This is a genomic window from Aquimonas sp. (assembly GCF_044377145.1).
GTDB lineage: Bacteria > Pseudomonadota > Gammaproteobacteria > Xanthomonadales > Xanthomonadaceae > Aquimonas.
In genome coordinates this window covers 171,854-189,034 of record NZ_JBILJQ010000001.1, presented here as the reverse complement: position 1 = coordinate 189,034, position 17,181 = coordinate 171,854, and the positions used below count along the sequence as shown (strand labels likewise).

The following is a 17,181-nucleotide window of genomic DNA, read 5'->3' as shown; positions in this document are numbered from 1 at the left end:
GGGCAGCGGCCCATCGGCGGGCCTGGATGCTCAAGCATAGCGCTCGCACATGCAGGTGGCGTCAGCGCGCCAGCGACAGGCCCAGATCAAAAATCGGCGCAACCACCAGCACTCGCGCCAACAGCAGCAGCAGGATCACCACCATCGGTGACAGATCGAAGCCGCCGAGCGCGGGCATCCGTCGACGAACCGGCGCAAGCATCGGCTCGGTCAGTTGGGCAATCAGCGGCAGGGCGGGGTTGTGCCCCGATGGATTCACGAAGCTCAGAATCGCCCGGACGATGATCAGGATGAAGGCGATATCGATGATCAGCGCGATCGCGCCGGCGAGGCCCAGCACCAGCGATGCCGCCAGACCCAGCGTGATGCCCTGCAGCAGGAACACCAGCCAGACTTTCACCATCACGATCAGCCAGGCGACCAGGGCGGCGGCGGTCTCGAATCGCCCGATCGGCCGCAATACCTGCCGCAGCGGCGACACCACCGCGTGGGTGGCTCGATACACGAACTGGCAGATCGGGTTGTAGAAGTTCGCGCGCGCCAGCGGCAAGGCGACTCGCAGCACGAACAGGGCGGCCAGCATGCCCATGATCACTTCGATCAGAAGAATGCCGGCTTGGGCGAAATAGCTCATGGGTCGTTTTCCGGGGGCTGCTGCGTCAACAACGGTAGTGGGGGCGGGCTCAGGCGCCGGCAAGCGCACGGCCGCGGCGAACCGCAGCATCGACGGCCGCAGCGACACCGGCTTCGAAACCATCGGCCTGGAAGCGGCTGACCGCGGCATGGGTGGTGCCGCCGGGCGACGTCACCCGTCGGCGCAGTTCGGCGGCGTCCTCACCTCCTTCGACCAGCATGCGCGCGGCGCCGAGTGCGGTGTGTCGGGCCAGGGTTTCCGCAGCCTCGCGCGGCAGGCCCTGGGTGACAGCGGCGCTGACCAGGGCTTCAACCAGCAGGAAGAAGTAGGCCGGGCCGCTGCCCGATAGTGCGGTGACTACATCCATAAGGTTCTCGTCTTCGATCCAGACGGTGACCCCGGCACTGCGCAGCACCGCTTCGGCCGCCAGCCGCTGTTCGGCGGTGACGGTGGGCGGCGCATACAGCCCGGTGGCTCCGGCGCCGAGCAGGGCTGGCGTGTTCGGCATCGATCGAACGATGCAGGGCGTACCCAACCATTCACTGAGATGGGCGCAGGGAATGCCTGCGGCGATCGAGATCAGTAGTGCGTCGGTCTTGAGATTCCGCGCCAGCGCTCGACAGACCGGCTCCATCAACTGCGGTTTGACCGCGAGCACCAGCAAATCTGCGCTGGCGGCGATTTCCGCAGCGTCGGCGAAGGCCTGCACCCCGAACTCGGCGGTCAATGCGGCCCGCTGGGCTTCGACAGGCTCGACGACGACGAGGCTGTCGCCGGGCCGGCCCTGTCGGCGCAGACCGGCGATCAGCGAACGCGCCATATTGCCGCCGCCGATGAAGGCAGTCAGGCCGGGAGTCGCAAGTGCAGCGTCGGAAGTGGGCATGCGGGACGAAATCCAGGTCGGGACGACAGGATAGCGGCCTGCGCGCGGATCATTTCGCGCGATGCGCCAATCCCGATGCTCAGTTCGCCACAGCGCGCGGTCCGAACAGGGCACTGCCAACTCGAACCAGGGTGGCGCCCTCGCGAATCGCCAGCTCGAAGTCCTCGCTCATGCCCATCGACAGGGTGTCAATCTGGGGGTGCTCCGCGCGCAGGCGCTCGAACACGCTGCGCAATGCAGCAAAGCTGCGCTGGCGTCGCGCCATGTCGGGGTCGGGCGAAGGAATGCTCATGATTCCGCGCAGACGCAGCTGGCTGAAGTTGGCGGCTGCTTCGGCGAGCGCAGGCAGGGCGGAGGGCGCGCAGCCGGACTTGCTGGCTTCATCGTCGATGTTGACCTGCAGCAGTATGTCGAGCGGCCCGCGCCCGCTGGCCTGGCGGCCTGCGTCCAGCAGGGGCAGCAGTTTGGCGCGGTCGACGCCCTGTATGCAGTCGAACAACTGCGCCGCTACGGTGCACTTGTTCGACTGCAGGTGGCCGATCAGATGCCAACAAAGCGGTGTGCCTGCGAGCGCCTGGATCTTGTCCTGAGCCTCCTGCACGTAGTTTTCGCCGAAGGCGGTCTGACCCACTGCGGCCAATACACTCACCGCCTCGGCCGGCTGGGTCTTGCTGACGGCGAGCAATTGGACCTCACGTCCTGCGGCGGCGGCGCGGACGCGCTGCTGCAGGGCCTGCAGTCGCTCGGCAAGAGCGGTCTCGAACTGGGTCGGAGCTGGCATCGCCATGGTGTTCTTCAAGGATATACTCGATGTGTCTGCGCCCGCGCTCCCGACCGCCGGGCCGGGTGCAGCACCAAGCGGCTAGTCTAGCCGGATGCGCTCCTGGGACTTCAGGCGCGCCGGTCGTTCGGATTTGATTGCAGGGGACGCGGGACTCATGGATATCGCAGAGCTGTTGGCGTTTTCGGTCAAGAACAAGGCCTCGGACCTGCATCTGTCTGCCGGGCTGCCGCCGATGATCCGGGTCGATGGCGATGTCCGCCGGATCAACATCCCGGCGCTCGACCACAAGCAGGTGCACGCACTCATCTACGACATCATGTCGGACAAGCAGCGGCGCGATTACGAAGAGTTCTACGAGGTCGACTTCTCGTTCGAGATTCCGGGCCTCGCGCGCTTCCGCGTCAATGCGTTCAACCAGAATCGAGGTGCCGGTGCGGTGTTCCGGACCATCCCGTCGGAAGTGCTGACGCTGGAGGATCTGAACGCGCCGAAGATCTTCCGCGAGCTGATCGAAGTGCCGCAGGGTTTGATCCTGGTGACCGGCCCGACCGGCTCGGGCAAGTCGACCACGCTGGCGGCGATGGTCGATCACGTCAACAAGAACGAGTACGGGCACATTCTGACGGTCGAGGATCCGATCGAGTTCGTGCACACCTCGAACAAATGCCTGATCAACCAGCGCGAAGTGCATCGCGACACCCACGGCTTCAACGAGGCCCTGCGCTCGGCGCTGCGCGAAGACCCCGATTACATCCTGGTCGGCGAGTTGCGTGATCTCGAGACCATCCGGTTGGCGCTGACCGCCGCCGAAACCGGCCATCTGGTGTTTGGCACCCTGCATACCAGTTCGGCCGCCAAGACCATCGACCGCATCATCGACGTGTTCCCCGCCGGCGAAAAGCCGATGGTGCGCTCGATGCTGTCCGAAAGCCTCCGCGCGGTGATCTCGCAGTCGCTGCTGAAGAAGGTCGGCGGCGGTCGCGTCGCCGCGCATGAAATCATGGTCGCGGTGCCGGCCATCCGTAACCTGATCCGCGAGGACAAGGTCGCGCAGATGTACTCGTCGATCCAGACCGGCCAGAACGTCGGCATGCAGACCCTCGACCAGTGCTTGCAGGATCTGGTCAAGCGTGGCCTGGTCACGCGCCAGTCGGCACGCGACTACGCGAAGGACAAGCGGTTGTTTGACTGAGAGCCGGGATTTGGGATCGGGGATTCGGGATTGGGAGAGCTCCCTTGTGGCTGTGTTCCGATTCCGTCTCCGCCCGAAGCACTGAGAGTCCCAGCCGCCGCGCCAGCGGTCGTTCCATCCCGAATCCCCAATCCCGAATCCCGCTCCGAAGGAGCCCGCCATGAGCACGATCGATTTCACCAGCTATCTCAAGCTGATGGCCCACAAGAAGGCCTCGGACCTGTTCATCACGTCCGGCATGCCGCCGACCATCAAGGTCCACGGGCGCCTGCAGCCGATCACGCAGACGCCGCTGACGCCGCAGCAAAGCCGCGATCTGGTGCTGAATGTGATGACGCCGAACCAGCGCGAGGAGTTCGAGAAAACCCACGAGTGCAACTTCGCGATCGGCGTGTCCGGCGTGGGGCGGTTTCGCGTCAGCTGCTTCTATCAGCGCAACCAGGTCGGTATGGTGCTGCGCCGGATCGAAACGCGCATCCCGACCTGCGATGAGCTGAATCTGCCGCCGGTCATCAAGACCCTGGCGATGACCAAGCGCGGCATCGTGATCATGGTCGGCGCCACTGGCACCGGCAAATCGACCACGCTGGCGGCGATGATCGGCTACCGCAACCAGAATTCCTCGGGCCACATCATCACCATCGAGGACCCGATCGAGTACGTGCACAAGCACGAAGGCTGCATCATCACCCAGCGCGAGGTCGGCATTGACACCGACACTTGGGAAGCCGCGTTGAAGAACACCCTCCGCCAGGCGCCGGACGTGATCATGATTGGCGAGGTGCGTACCCGCGAAGGCATGGACCACGCGATCGCCTTTGCCGAAACCGGCCATCTGGTGCTGTGCACCCTGCATGCGAACAACGCCAACCAGGCGATGGACCGCATCATCAACTTCTTCCCGGACGACCGCCGCAATCAGCTGCTGATGGATCTGTCGCTGAACCTGAAGGGCGTGGTGGCGCAGCAGCTGATCCCGACGCCGGACGGCAAGGGGCGGCGCGTGGCGCTGGAGATTCTGCTCGGCACTCCGCTGATCCAGGACTACATCCGCGACGGCGAGATCCACAAGCTGAAGGAAGTGATGAAGGAGTCGACCAATCTGGGCATGCGCACCTTCGACCAGGCCCTGTTCGAGCTCTATCAAGCCGGCGAGATCTCCTACGAGGACGCACTGCGCCACGCCGACTCGACCAACGAAGTGCGCTTGAAGATCAAGCTGGCTCAGGGTGGCGATGTTCATTCGCTGGCCCAGGGTATGGACGGCGTCGAGCTTATCGAGTCGCGCTGATCAAGCGTGCACTCGCCCGGCCCGCGTTGACAGCACAGGCCGGGCGGGTCTAGTTTTGCGCTCGCTGCGAAACAGCATCCAAGTCATCCAGCCCCGTGTGGGGCGTTCGTCAACGAGGTGGCCGGGCGGAAACGCCGGCCGAGCGTGCGACATGTCTACTACCAGCGACTGAAACCTGACCTGCGCGTGCACCCGCAATCAAGGGCGCCTGCGCCCTTTTTTGTTGCCTGCAGCATTCCTTCAGTTCCAGCGGACGCGTGTCGTCTGCCATCAGCCAGTGAGTTCCGCCATGGTCCAGATCACCCTTCCTGACGGCAGCCGTCGGGACTTCGAAAACTCAGTCACAGTCGGCGAAGTCGCCGCCAGTATTGGCGCCGGTTTGGCCAAGGCCGCGCTGGCGGGCAAGGTCGACGGTCGTCTCGTCGATCTCAGCCATCGGATCGCTGCCGACGCCGCGCTTGAGATCGTCACCGAGAAGCATCCAGACGCGCTTGAAGTATTGCGCCACTCCACCGCGCATCTGCTGGCTCAGGCGGTGCAGCGCCTGTACCCGGGCGCTCAGGTCACCATCGGCCCGGTGATCGACAACGGCTTTTACTACGATTTCGCCTACGAGCGTCAGTTCACGCCGGACGACCTGCCGAAAATCGAAGAAGAGATGCAGAAGATCGTCGCCGAGAAGCTGGCCGTCAGCCGAACGGTCAAGTCGCGCGACGATGCGATCACCTTTTTCCGTGGCTTGGGCGAGCACTTCAAGGCCGAGATCATCGAGTCGATTCCGGCCGCTGAGGACCTGTCCCTGTACACCCAGGGCGAGTTCACCGACCTGTGCCGTGGCCCGCATGTGCCGAGCACCGACAAGCTGCGCGCGTTCAAGCTGATGAAGGTGGCCGGCGCCTACTGGCGCGGCGATTCCAACAACCAGATGCTTTCGCGCATCTACGGTACGTCCTGGTTGAACGACAAGGACCTCAAGGCTCATCTGCACCAGTTGGAAGAGGCCGAAAAGCGCGACCACCGCCGCATCGCCAAGCAGCTGCATCTGTTCCATCAGCAGGAGGAAGCGCCGGGCATGGTGTTCTGGCACCCGCGCGGCTGGAGCCTGTGGCAGACCGTCGAGCAGCACATGCGCGGCGTCTACCGACATTCCGGCTACCAGGAAGTGCGCTGCCCGCAGATCCTGGACGTGAGCCTGTGGAAGAAGTCCGGCCACTGGGACAACTACAAGGAAAACATGTTCTTCACCGAGTCCGAGAAGCGGACCTATGCGGTGAAGCCCATGAACTGCCCGGGCCATGTGCAGATTTTCAACTCCGGCTTGCACAGCTACCGCGACCTGCCGATCCGCTACGGCGAGTTCGGCGGCTGCCACCGCAACGAGCCCTCCGGCGCCCTGCACGGGATCATGCGGGTACGCGCCTTCACCCAGGACGACGGCCACATTTTCTGTACAGAGAATCAGATCGAGGCTGAGGTCACCGCCTTCCACCAACAGGCAATGGCGGTCTACCGCGACTTCGGGTTCACCGACATCTCGCTGAAGATCGCGCTGCGCCCGGACTCGCGGCTCGGCGACGACGCGACCTGGGACAAGGCCGAGCACGCGTTGCGGGCGGCGCTCGGTTCTTGCGGCGTCGAATGGCAGGAGCTGCAGGGTGAGGGCGCCTTCTACGGCCCCAAGATCGAATACCACATGCGCGACTCGATCGGTCGCGGTTGGCAGGTCGGCACCATGCAGGTCGACTTCATGATGCCGGGCCGTCTCGGCGCGGAGTACGTCGATGAAACCAGCACGCGCCGGCATCCGGTGATGCTGCACCGGGCCATCGTCGGCTCGATGGAGCGCTTCATCGGCATCCTGATCGAGCATCACGCCGGCCTGTTCCCGCTGTGGCTGGCGCCGGTGCAGGCGGTGGTGATGAACATCACCGACGCCCAAGCCGACTACGTGCGCGAGGTGACCCAAACCCTTGTCGCGCAAGGCTTCCGCGTAGAGGCCGACTTGAGAAACGAAAAGATCGGTTATAAGATTCGCGAGCATACCCTGCAGAAGATCCCGTATCTGTTTGTCGTGGGCGACCGCGAGAAAGAGAACGGACTGGTTGCAGTGCGCACGCGTTCAGGGGAAGACCTCGGCAGCTTTAGCCTGCCGGATCTGATCGAACGGCTACGCGCAGAGAACGGTCCGGGTAACACGGCGAAAGCCTGAATTCCTCTAGGAATCAGGCGCTTGCCTGTTGTTTCGGCCCAGCGAACCCGCACGGAGACACGCGAATCAATACTGAAAAGCTGAACCGCAAGAACCACGAAATCCGGGTGCCGCGCGTGCGCGTCATCGGTGCCGAAGGCGAGAATGTCGGCGTTCTGAGCCGTGACGATGCCCTGCGCATGGCGCTGGACCTGGAACTCGACTTGGTCGAAATCCAGCCCAATGTCGATCCGCCGGTCTGCCGCATCATGGATTTCGGCAAGTTCCGCTTTGAGCAGCAGAAGAAGGCGAGCGCCGCCAAGAAGAAGCAGAAGCAGGTGGAACTGAAGGAACTGAAGTTCCGTCCCACCACCGATGTCGGCGACTACGCCATCAAGCTGCGCAACATCCGGCGCTTCCTTGAGGAAGGCGACAAGGTCAAGATCAACATCCGGTTCAAGGGCCGCGAAATGGCCCATCAGGAGCTCGGTCTGGCGATGGCTGCCAAGATCGAAGCCGACCTCGGCGATGAGGCGGTGATCGAGCAACGGCCGCGTCTGGAAGGCCGCCAGATGATCATGATGATCGCGCCCAAGAAAAAGCAGTAGCGCCGTCCCGCCTTGGCTGCGTCGACAAAGGCCCCGGTCAGCGGGGCCTTCGTTTCGTCAGGGTTTGGCCTAAGGGTGCAGGCAAGGTTAGATCCGTTCCGATGGACTGGAACGCGCACCGGCATTCGCCGGTGCAGGCAATGCCCCGTTTGCGGGGCGGTCGACAACAGCCCCGCCGGCAGGATGCAGGCAGGGCGTATCGCTGGTCTTCGTTCGCGAACGATTGGTGGCTTTGCCCGCCGCGGTGTTTTTGTGGCGGGCGCCCGTACGGTCCATTGGTGACTCGGGCGGGCCGATGCATCACCGCAGCCTGCGGCCTTCGGCCCCAGACCTGCGGACACAAGCGCGGGATGTGCTCCACAAGTGCTGTGTCGGTTCGCCGGCAGGCCGCGCATTCCGGGTGACATAAACCGCGGCGATATCCGCCGCATCCGAGGAGTTCCACCATGCCCAAGATGAAGACCAACCGGGCCGCAGCCAAGCGCTTCCGGAAGACCGCTTCCGGCAAGTTCAAGTGCGGCCACGCGTTCAAGAGCCACATCCTGACCAAGAAGTCGACCAAGCGTAAGCGCGGTCTGCGTGCCACCAACCACGTACGTGCGGAGGACGCCGGCCGCGTCCAGCGCATGCTGCCGTACTTGTAAGGGAGCACTGCAACCATGGCACGAGTCAAAAAGGGCGTCACCGCCCGCCGTCGTCACAAGTCCGTCCTCGCGCGCGCGAAGGGCTATTACAACGCCCGCCGCAAGGTGTTCCGCGTTGCCAAGCAGGCCGTTACCAAGGCCGGCCAGTACGCCTACATTGGCCGCAAGCAGCGCAAGCGTCAGTTCCGCGCACTGTGGATCGTCCGCATCAACGCGGCGGCCCGCATGTTCGGTCTGTCCTACAGCCGCCTGATGAACGGCCTGAAGAAAGCCTCGATCAGCCTCGACCGCAAGGTGCTGGCGGATATCGCCGTTCACGACCTGCCCGCCTTTGGCGCGCTGGCCGAGAAGGCGAAGGGCGCTCTGGCGGCCTGAGCACGCGTGACACGACACGCCGCCCGGCTCATTTGAGCCGGTGCGGAATCACATGTGGGGAAGGGCTTGCTCTTCCCCACATGCGTTTTGAGCATTCCGGTAGCGCGCGCCCACTGCGCCGCGCTGCTTGCAGGCAGGCTCGCATTGCCTGCCAAAGCCAGAGTGAGGCCCCATGAGTGACCTGGACGCGTTGGCGCAGAGCGCCGCGAACGAGATCCACGCCGCCGCCAGCATCGATGCGCTGGAAGCGATCCGCGTGCGCCTGTTGGGCAAGACCGGCCTGATCACCGAACAGTTGAAGGCGCTGGGCGGGCTGCCGCCCGAGGATCGCAAAGCGCATGGCGAGCAGGTCAATCGCGTCAAGCAGGCGCTTACCGAGGCCATTGGCCTGCGCCGCGGCGCGCTCGAACAAGCCGAACTGGATGCACGCCTCGCTTCCGAGCGGGTGGACGTGTCGCTGCCCGGTCGCGCCGCATCGGCTGGCAGCCTGCATCCGGTCACCCGCGCCGCCGAGCGCATCGCCGGGATCTTCGCGCGGATGGGCTATGAGCTGGCCGACGGCCCCGAGATCGAAGACGACTGGCACAACTTCGAGGCGCTGAACTTTCCGCCGCACCACCCGGCGCGCGCCATGCACGACACCTTCTACTTCCCGGACGGCCGGCTGCTGCGCACCCACACCTCGCCGGTGCAGGTGCGCTACATGCGCGAGCGCCAGCCGCCGTTCCGGATGATCGCGATCGGCAAGGTCTACCGTTCGGATTCCGATCAAACCCACTCGCCGATGTTCCATCAGATGGAAGGTCTGCTGATCGACGAGACCAGCACCTTCGCTGATTTGAAGGGCACGCTGAAGCAGTTCGTCGATGCGTTTTTCGAGCGCGATTTTTCGATGCGTTTCCGGCCGAGCTATTTCCCGTTCACCGAGCCCTCGGCTGAGGTCGATATCCGCTGGGATCGCGAGGACGGCAGCGAGCGTTGGCTCGAAGTGCTGGGCTGCGGCATGGTGCATCCGAACGTGCTGCGCAGCTGCGGCATCGACCCCGAGCGCTACACCGGCTTTGCCTTCGGCATCGGTATCGAGCGCTTTGCGATGCTGCGTTACGGTGTCAACGACCTGCGCAGCTTTTTCGAGAATGACACGCGGTTCCTCAGGCAGTTTGCCTGAGGACGGGAATGGGGAATCGGGAGTGGGGAATCGTTGAAGCGCTGCCCGCGGGCGGCACCTCTTCGGCGAACCTTCGAACAAGCGTGGCAGGCGTCGACTGGCGGACTGCTCAGGATGGATACAAGCAATGAAGTTTTCTGAGAGCTGGCTGCGCGAGCACGTCAATGTGTCTGCATCGCGTGAGGAGTTGACCGCGCGCTTGACTGCGATTGGTCTGGAAGTCGAGGAAGTAACCGCCCTGGGCGAGGGTCTGGCTGGCGTGGTGGTGGTGCAGATTCTCGATTGCGTGCGCCATCCGGAGGCCGACCGGCTGCAGGTGTGCAGCGTCGACACCGGCAACGGTGCCGTGCAGATCGTCTGCGGCGCGCCGAACGCGCGGCCCGGGCTGAAGGCGCCGCTGGCCACCGTGGGCGCGATCCTGCCCGGCGGTCTGCAGATCAAGCCAGCCAAGCTGCGCGGCGTGGAGTCGTTCGGCATGTTGTGCTCGGCCAAGGAGCTCGGCGTCGATGCCGATGCCTCCGGCCTGATGGAGCTGCCGGCCGACGCGCCGGTCGGCGTCGGTTTCGCCGATTTTCTCGGCCTGCCGGACGCCAGCATCGAGATCAAGCTGACGCCCAATCGCGCTGACTGTTTCGGCGTGCGCGGCATCGCCTATGACGTCGCCGCGGCATTGGGTGCGCGCGTCAATCCTTTGGAAGTCGCCGCCGCTGTTGTCGACGGCGATGATGCGATCGCGGTGGAGTTGAACGCCGGCGCCGCGGCGCCGCGCTATTGCGGTCGCGTCATCCGCGATGTCGACGCTGCCGCGCCGACGCCGCTCTGGATGGCCGAACGCCTGCGCCGCTCGGGTGTGCGCCCGATCAGCCTGCTGGTGGATGTCACCCAATACGTGATGCTGGAGCTCGGGCAGCCGATGCACGCGTTTGATCGCGACGCGCTGCACGGCCCTGTGGGCGTTCGCGTCGCACGAGAGGGCGAGAAACTGAAGTTGCTGGATGAGCGCGAGGTCGAGCTGGCGCCGGGCTTTCTGGTCGTCACCGATGCCGATCGTGCGACCGCCCTGGCCGGCGTGATGGGCGGTTGGGACAGCCGCGTCACTACCGCCACGCGCAACGTTTTTCTCGAGAGCGCGCACTTCGCGCCGGATGCGATCATCGGCCGTGCGCGCAAGCTCGGCCTGCACACCGATGCCTCGCATCGCTTCGAGCGCGGTGTCGATCCCGAACTGCCGCGCATCGCCCTTGAGCGCGCAACCGCGCTGATTCTGCAGGTTGGCGGCGGCAAGGCGGGTCCGGTCACCGAGGCGGCGCTGCCCGAACATCTGCCGGCGCCGACAGCGGTGCGACTGCGTCGGGCGCGCCTGGCCCGCGTGCTCGGCGTGCACATCGACGATGCGGAGGTCGAGCGGATCCTGCGCGCGCTGGACATGCAGGTCGAAGCCTTCGATGGCTCCGCCCTTGAAACCGTCGATTCCCTGCGCGGTTCGCATTTCGGCGGCGGCTGGTGGGTCACCCCACCCACCCGGCGCTTCGATATCGCGATTGAAGAGGACCTGATCGAAGAGATCGTCCGCATCCACGGCTACGAGACGATCCCGACCAGCACTCCGACCGGCGCGATTCCGCTGGTGATGCAATCGGAGACGCGGCTCAGCGATGGCGAGCTGCGCCGCGCCATCGCCGCTCGCGGCTATCGCGAAACGATCTGCTTCGCCTTTGTCGACGCGACCCTGCTCAAATCGTGGGCGTTGGAGGCTGGGGCGGTTGCCTTGTCCAATCCGCTGTCGGCCGAGCTGGCGGTGATGCGTCCGGCGCTGTTGCCCGGGCTGGTCCAGGCCGCAGCGCGCAACATGAATCATCAGGACACCCGCCCGCGCCTGTTCGAACTCGGCCGCGTATTCAAAGCCGGCGCGGCAGGCCCGATCGAAACCCTGCGAGTCGCCGCGGTGGCGGTGGGCCGCGCGGCTGCCGAGCAGTGGAGCCTGCCGGCGCGAGACATCGACTTCTATGACCTGAAGGGTGACGTCGAATCGCTGCTGGCGCTGGCGGGCTCGACCGGGCGCGTGCGCTTCGAGCCGACCCGCGTTGCCTGGCTGCACCCGGGCCGCAGTGCCGACATCCTTCTGGGCGAGGACTGCATCGGCCAGATCGGTTTTCTGCACCCGCGGCTGGCCAAGACGCTGGACCTTGATGTCGACGTAGCCGTGATCGAGCTCGACTTGGAGCCCCTGCTGGTGCGGCAGCTGCCGCGCGCGCGGGTTGTGTCCCGTTTCCCTGCCGTTCGTCGGGATATCTCCGTGCTGGTCGCCGAGCAGCACCCGTGGTCGGCGCTGGAGGCGGCCCTGCAAACCGCGCTGGCAGGTCGTGTCGAGGCGGTGGTGCTGTTCGATCAGTACCAGGGCAAAGGGGTAGAACCGGGCTTCAGAAGCCTCGCTATTGGCTTGATTTTGCAGGACGTTTCACGCACCCTCACCGATCAGGATGCGGACCGCGCCATTGCCGATGCAGTGGCTGCGTTGTCTGCGCAGTTCGGCGCCACGCTCAGGGGGTGACATGGCACTGACCAAGGCCGAGATGGCCGAGAGACTGTTTGACGAAGTGGGGCTGAACAAGCGAGAGGCCAAGGAGTTCGTCGATGCGTTCTTCGATGTGCTGCGTGATGCGTTGGAAACCGGTCATCAGGTGAAGCTGTCCGGGTTTGGTAATTTCGATCTGCGCAAGAAGAATCAGCGGCCTGGCCGCAATCCCAAAACCGGCGAGGAGATTCCGATCTCGGCGCGCACCGTGGTCACCTTTCGCCCGGGGCAGAAACTGAAGGAGCGGGTGGAAGCCTATGCTGGATCCGGGCAGTAACTCCGAATTGCCGGCGATCCCGGCCAAGCGCTACTTCACCATCGGTGAAGTCAGCGAGCTGTGCCAGGTCAAGCCGCATGTGCTGCGCTACTGGGAAACCGAGTTTCCGAGCCTGAAGCCGGTCAAGCGCCGCGGCAACCGTCGCTATTACCAGCGCCACGATGTGCTGACGATCCGCCAGATCCGCAGCCTGCTGTACGAAGAAGGCTTCACGATCACCGGTGCACGCCAGCGCCTGGAAGGCGAGGGCAACCGGCAGGACGCCGGCCTGTCGGCGCAGATTGTCCGTCAGGTGCGGATGGAGCTTGAGGAAGTGCTGCAGCTGTTGAAGCGCTGAAGCGCACAACCCAAGACAAGCCACACCGCCTTGGTTATACTTGCCCGCTCGCTGTGGTAGACCTCGTGTCCCGCGGCGGCGAGCAGCAGATCAGAACATGTCGGGGCGTAGCGCAGCCTGGTAGCGCATTTGCCTGGGGGGCAAAGGGTCGTCGGTTCAAATCCGGCCGCCCCGACCAACTGATCGAAGCACGGCTGGCAGTGGCTCTTCACTGCATCTGTTCTAACCCATACCTTGGCGCTCCTGCGAAGCGCGCGTCGCCCGACGATGGCGCGATGCCGGCGCCCCTGCGCGTGCAGCGCGAGCCGCACGTCGGCAGCGGTACGCGCGGCGATGTCGGTCATCCAGGCTCGGTCTTTCGGCGCCCTCGGGCTAAACTCGACGATCATCTCTTCGTCAGCGACCCGCCCATGCGCACCCTGTACCCCGCGATCGAACCCTTTGCCACCGGCGAGCTGGCCGTGTCGGACCGGCACACTCTCTACTTCGAACAATGCGGCAACCCGGTCGGTATTCCGGTAGTGATGCTGCATGGCGGGCCGGGCGGTGGCTGCAGCGAAAAGATGCGGCAGTTCCACGATCCCGCGAAGTACCGGATCGTGCTGTTCGATCAGCGCGGCGCGGGCCGCTCGCGGCCGCATGCCGATCTGATCGACAACACCACCTGGGATCTGGTCGCCGATATCGAGCGCCTGCGTGAGCACCTCGGCATCGAGTGCTGGCAGGTGTTTGGCGGCAGTTGGGGTTCGACCTTGGCCTTGGCCTACGCGCAATCGCATCCGCAGCGGGTCACCGCGCTGGTGTTGCGCGGCATCTTCATGCTGCGGCGCTGGGAGCTCGAATGGTTCTACCAGGAGGGTGCCTCGCGCCTGTTCCCGGATGCCTGGGAGCAGTACCTGGCGCCGATTCCGGCAGTCGAGCGGGCTGACCTGATCAGTGCCTACCACCGACGCCTGACCTCGGCCGATGTAGCCGTGCGGGTGGAAGCCGCCCGCGCCTGGTCTGTATGGGAAGCCGCAACCAGCTTTCTGCACCAGGACCCGAGCTTCATCGACTCGCACAAGGCCGATGATTTCGCACTGGCATTCGCGCGGATCGAAAGCCACTACTTCGTCAACGGCGGCTTCTTCGAGGTTGAAGATCAACTGCTGCGTGATGTGCCGAAGATCCGGCATATCCCGACCACCATCGTGCACGGGCGCTATGACGTGGTGTGCCCAATCCAGAACGCCTTGGACCTGAAACACGCATTCCCGGAGGCCGAGCTTCACATCACCCCGGATTCCGGCCATTCCGCGCTGGAGCCCGGCAACATCGATGCGCTGGTGCGTGCCACCGACCGCTACGCCCATTGAAGCCCTGCGCAGCCCGCGCGCTGTCATCAGCGCGCGCGCTGAAGCCCCGACTTGACGAGCCCATGCCATGAGCAATCTCTACGACTTCAGCGTCACCAGCATCAACGGCGATGCTCAGACCCTGCGCGACTACGCCGGGCGCGTGCTGCTGGTAGTCAATACCGCGTCGAAATGCGGATTCACGCCGCAGTACGCGGGGCTTGAAGCACTGCATCGCAAATATGAGGGCAAGGGCCTGACGGTGATGGGCTTCCCCTGCGATCAGTTCGGACACCAGGAGCCGGGCGACGAGGCTGAGATCAAGAATTTCTGCAGCCTGAGCTATGACGTCAACTTCCCGCTGTTCTCCAAAGTGGAAGTGAATGGCAAAGGTGCACACCCGCTGTTCCAGCACCTGAAGAAAGAGGCCAAAGGCCTGCTCGGCAGCGAGTCGATCAAGTGGAACTTCACCAAGTTTCTGATCGACCGCGATGGCCGGGTGGTGCGGCGCTATTCGCCAACCGATACGCCAGAAAGCATCGAGCGCGACGTGGTGGCGCTGCTGGGTTGAGCGGGTGTGAGACAATTCGGCGCCCAGCGCGGCAGCCAATGACCTTCAGCGGTGCCGGCGATCCTCGCGGATCCTGAGCTCGCCCGATTCTTCGCATGCGGGCGCAGGTGTCGAAGCGCACTTCGCCCTGAGTGTTCAGCGCTGGCTTCGCTACCGCGTCGCAAGCCCGACGGCTCCGATGGCTCCGATGGCTTCGATCTTCCGCGAGACCTTTCGCGCCTGCAGCGGGTCATCGGAATTCTGGCCGCACGGTCCGTTTGCGAGGTCAGAGCTTGCGCATACAGGCGCCCGCCGCGTCCGCTCACGCGGCCCGCGGCCCGCTCTCCCATCAGTGTTGAATGCCGCGTTTGGCCGCCCTTGCGCCGCGCGGCTCCCGAATCCCACTCCCCACTCCCCACTCCCGAACTCCAATGCCTCTACTGCAACTGCTCAACCTCAGCCACAGCGTCGGTGGCCCGCCCTTGCTCGAGAAAATCGAGCTCACCATCGAGCCGGGCGAGCGGATCTGTATCGTCGGCCGCAACGGCGCCGGCAAGTCCACCCTGCTGCGGATCATCTCCGGCGAGATCAGCCCCGATGAAGGCGAACGCCGGCTGTCGTCCGGCGTGCGCGTGGCGCGGCTGGCGCAGGAAGTCCCGCAGGCGACTTCGGGCAGCGTTTTCGAAGTGGTGACTTCCGGCCTGGGTGAACTCGGCCACTGGTTGGCCGAGTACCACGCGCTGCTGCCACGGATCGGCGAGGCGGCGATGGCGGACCGCATTTCCGACCTGCAGGAGAACATCGAGGCAGCTCAGGGCTGGGACTTGGAGCAGCGCGTCGAAGCTGTACTGTCGCGACTGAGCCTGGACGGTGAGGCCGATTTCGCATCGCTCTCGGGCGGCATGAAGCGTCGCGTGCTGTTGGGCCAGGCGCTGGTATCCGCGCCGGACATCCTGCTGCTCGACGAGCCCACCAACCACCTCGACATCAGCTCGATCGACTGGCTGGAGGAAACCCTCAAGGGGCTGAAGACCGCGCTGGTGTTCATCACCCATGACCGCCGCTTCCTGCGCGCTTTGGCGACCCGGATTCTGGAAATCGATCGTGGTCAACTGACCAGTTGGCCGGGCGATTTCGAGAACTACCTGCGGCGCAAGGAAGAGCGCCTGCATGCCGAAGCGCAGGCCTCGGCACTGTTCGACCGCAAGCTGGCCGAAGAGGAAGTCTGGATCCGCCAGGGCATCAAAGCGCGCCGCACCCGCAACGAGGGCCGCGTGCGAGCGCTGAAGGCCCTGCGCAACGAGCGTGCGCAGCGGCGCGAGCAGCAGGGTCAGGTCAATATCCAGATGGCTGTGGCCGCGCCGTCGGGCAAGCGCGTGGTCGAGGCCAAGGGTCTCTACCACCGCTTCGGCGAGCGTCCGCTGCTGGAGAATTTTTCCACCGTGGTCCAGCGCGGCGACCGGATCGGCCTGATCGGGCCGAATGGCGCGGGCAAGACCACCCTGATCCGCCTGCTGCTTGGCGAGCTGAAGCCGGACGCCGGCGAGATCAATCTGGGCACCCAGCTCGAAGTCGCCTATTTCGATCAGCACCGGCTGGCGTTGCGCGACGACTGGAACGCGCTGGAGAACGTCGCCGAAGGCCGCGAGTACATCGAACTGGACGGCCGCCGCAAGCACGCCCTGGGCTACTTGCAGGACTTCCTGTTCACGCCCGAACGCGCGCGTGCGCCGATCACCATGCTGTCGGGCGGCGAGCGCAATCGCCTGCTGCTGGCGAAACTGTTCGCACAGCCGTCCAACCTGCTGGTGATGGACGAACCGACCAACGATCTGGACGTCGAAACCCTGGAACTGCTGGAAGAGCGCCTCGGCGAATACGGCGGCACCCTGATCCTGGTCTCGCATGACCGCGAGTTTCTCGACAACGTGGTGACCAGCTGCCTGGTGTTCGAAGGCGAGGGCCAGGTCGGTGACTATGTCGGCGGCTACAGCGATTGGCTGCGCCAGCGTGGCAGCCGCATTGTCGCCAGCGCCCGCGCCGCGGCAGAGCCGACGCCCAGCGCGACGACGACGGCCATCCCCAGCGAACCCGCCGCTGCCGCACCGTCGCGCAAGAAACTCAGCTACAAGGATCAGCGCGAGTTGGAGCTGCTGCCGGCGCGAATTGAAACCCTGGAGAACGCAATCGCCGCGCTTGGCAAGCGCATGGCCGATCCTGGCTTCTATCAGCGCGGTGCCGCTGAAGTGAGCGCGGCAGGCAGCGAGCTGGCGCGTCTGCAGGGCGATCTTGAGATCGCGTTCGCGCGCTGGGCTGAGCTCGACGGCTAGCAGCCTGTCGG

At 64.8% G+C, this 17,181-nt stretch carries 16 protein-coding genes and 1 tRNA gene; 14 read left to right on the top strand and 3 right to left on the bottom strand.

The window, feature by feature from the left end:
- Positions 1-61: 61 nt before the first annotated feature.
- From ACIQ7H_RS00770 to ACIQ7H_RS00760, 3 genes are all read right to left on the bottom strand, one after another.
- The gene (locus tag ACIQ7H_RS00770; RefSeq protein WP_395787365.1) at positions 62-634 is read right to left on the bottom strand and encodes a YggT family protein; all 573 of its coding nucleotides are present in this window, start codon (positions 632-634) and stop codon (positions 62-64) included.
- Positions 635-683: 49 nt separating this feature from the next.
- On the bottom strand, positions 684-1,517 hold the full coding sequence (gene proC, locus ACIQ7H_RS00765; protein ID WP_395787363.1) for a pyrroline-5-carboxylate reductase: 834 nt from the start codon (positions 1,515-1,517) through the stop codon (positions 684-686).
- A gap of 79 nt (positions 1,518-1,596) precedes the next feature.
- Positions 1,597-2,298 carry a YggS family pyridoxal phosphate-dependent enzyme gene (locus ACIQ7H_RS00760; protein ID WP_395787518.1) on the bottom strand — a complete coding sequence of 234 codons (702 nt, stop codon included), beginning with the start codon at positions 2,296-2,298 and terminating at the stop codon, positions 1,597-1,599.
- Positions 2,299-2,455: 157 nt separating this feature from the next.
- Between ACIQ7H_RS00760 and ACIQ7H_RS00755 the strand changes: the two genes are divergently transcribed.
- From ACIQ7H_RS00755 to ACIQ7H_RS00690, 14 genes are all read left to right on the top strand, one after another.
- Entirely contained in the window at positions 2,456-3,493 is a 1,038-nt protein-coding gene (locus tag ACIQ7H_RS00755; RefSeq protein WP_395787361.1) for a type IV pilus twitching motility protein PilT, read from the top strand.
- A 160-nt stretch (positions 3,494-3,653) separates the two neighbouring features.
- Positions 3,654-4,784: a PilT/PilU family type 4a pilus ATPase gene (locus ACIQ7H_RS00750; RefSeq protein WP_395787359.1), complete on the top strand. Its 1,131-nt coding sequence runs from the start codon at positions 3,654-3,656 to the stop codon at positions 4,782-4,784.
- A gap of 289 nt (positions 4,785-5,073) precedes the next feature.
- Positions 5,074-6,993, top strand: coding sequence for a threonine--tRNA ligase (gene thrS, locus ACIQ7H_RS00745; RefSeq protein ID WP_395787357.1), 1,920 nt, complete (start codon positions 5,074-5,076; stop codon positions 6,991-6,993).
- Between the two features lie 65 nt (positions 6,994-7,058).
- On the top strand, positions 7,059-7,580 hold the full coding sequence (gene infC / locus ACIQ7H_RS00740; RefSeq protein WP_395787516.1) for a translation initiation factor IF-3: 522 nt from the start codon (positions 7,059-7,061) through the stop codon (positions 7,578-7,580).
- A 446-nt stretch (positions 7,581-8,026) separates the two neighbouring features.
- Positions 8,027-8,224, top strand: a complete 198-nt coding sequence (gene rpmI / locus ACIQ7H_RS00735; protein ID WP_395787355.1) for a 50S ribosomal protein L35 — start codon at positions 8,027-8,029, stop codon at positions 8,222-8,224.
- A 15-nt stretch (positions 8,225-8,239) separates the two neighbouring features.
- Complete coding sequence (rplT, locus tag ACIQ7H_RS00730) at positions 8,240-8,599, top strand: 50S ribosomal protein L20 (RefSeq protein ID WP_395787353.1); 360 nt, start codon at positions 8,240-8,242, stop codon at positions 8,597-8,599.
- Positions 8,600-8,771: 172 nt separating this feature from the next.
- On the top strand, positions 8,772-9,767 hold the full coding sequence (gene pheS / locus ACIQ7H_RS00725; protein ID WP_395787351.1) for a phenylalanine--tRNA ligase subunit alpha: 996 nt from the start codon (positions 8,772-8,774) through the stop codon (positions 9,765-9,767).
- Between the two features lie 127 nt (positions 9,768-9,894).
- On the top strand, positions 9,895-12,318 hold the full coding sequence (gene pheT / locus ACIQ7H_RS00720) for a phenylalanine--tRNA ligase subunit beta (RefSeq protein ID WP_395787349.1): 2,424 nt from the start codon (positions 9,895-9,897) through the stop codon (positions 12,316-12,318).
- Position 12,319: 1 nt separating this feature from the next.
- The gene (locus ACIQ7H_RS00715) at positions 12,320-12,619 is read left to right on the top strand and encodes an integration host factor subunit alpha (protein WP_395787347.1); all 300 of its coding nucleotides are present in this window, start codon (positions 12,320-12,322) and stop codon (positions 12,617-12,619) included.
- Positions 12,600-12,956, top strand: a complete 357-nt coding sequence (locus tag ACIQ7H_RS00710; RefSeq protein ID WP_395787345.1) for a MerR family transcriptional regulator — start codon at positions 12,600-12,602, stop codon at positions 12,954-12,956. Before ACIQ7H_RS00715 ends, ACIQ7H_RS00710 begins: the two co-directional genes overlap by 20 nt.
- 101 nt (positions 12,957-13,057) lie before the next feature.
- Positions 13,058-13,134 (top strand) — tRNA-Pro (locus ACIQ7H_RS00705).
- A 232-nt stretch (positions 13,135-13,366) separates the two neighbouring features.
- Entirely contained in the window at positions 13,367-14,311 is a 945-nt protein-coding gene (gene pip, locus ACIQ7H_RS00700) for a prolyl aminopeptidase (RefSeq protein WP_395787343.1), read from the top strand.
- A 67-nt stretch (positions 14,312-14,378) separates the two neighbouring features.
- Positions 14,379-14,861, top strand: a complete 483-nt coding sequence (locus ACIQ7H_RS00695) for a glutathione peroxidase (protein WP_395787341.1) — start codon at positions 14,379-14,381, stop codon at positions 14,859-14,861.
- Positions 14,862-15,271: 410 nt separating this feature from the next.
- Positions 15,272-17,170 carry an ATP-binding cassette domain-containing protein gene (locus tag ACIQ7H_RS00690; RefSeq protein ID WP_395787339.1) on the top strand — a complete coding sequence of 633 codons (1,899 nt, stop codon included), beginning with the start codon at positions 15,272-15,274 and terminating at the stop codon, positions 17,168-17,170.
- Positions 17,171-17,181: the final 11 nt, after the last annotated feature.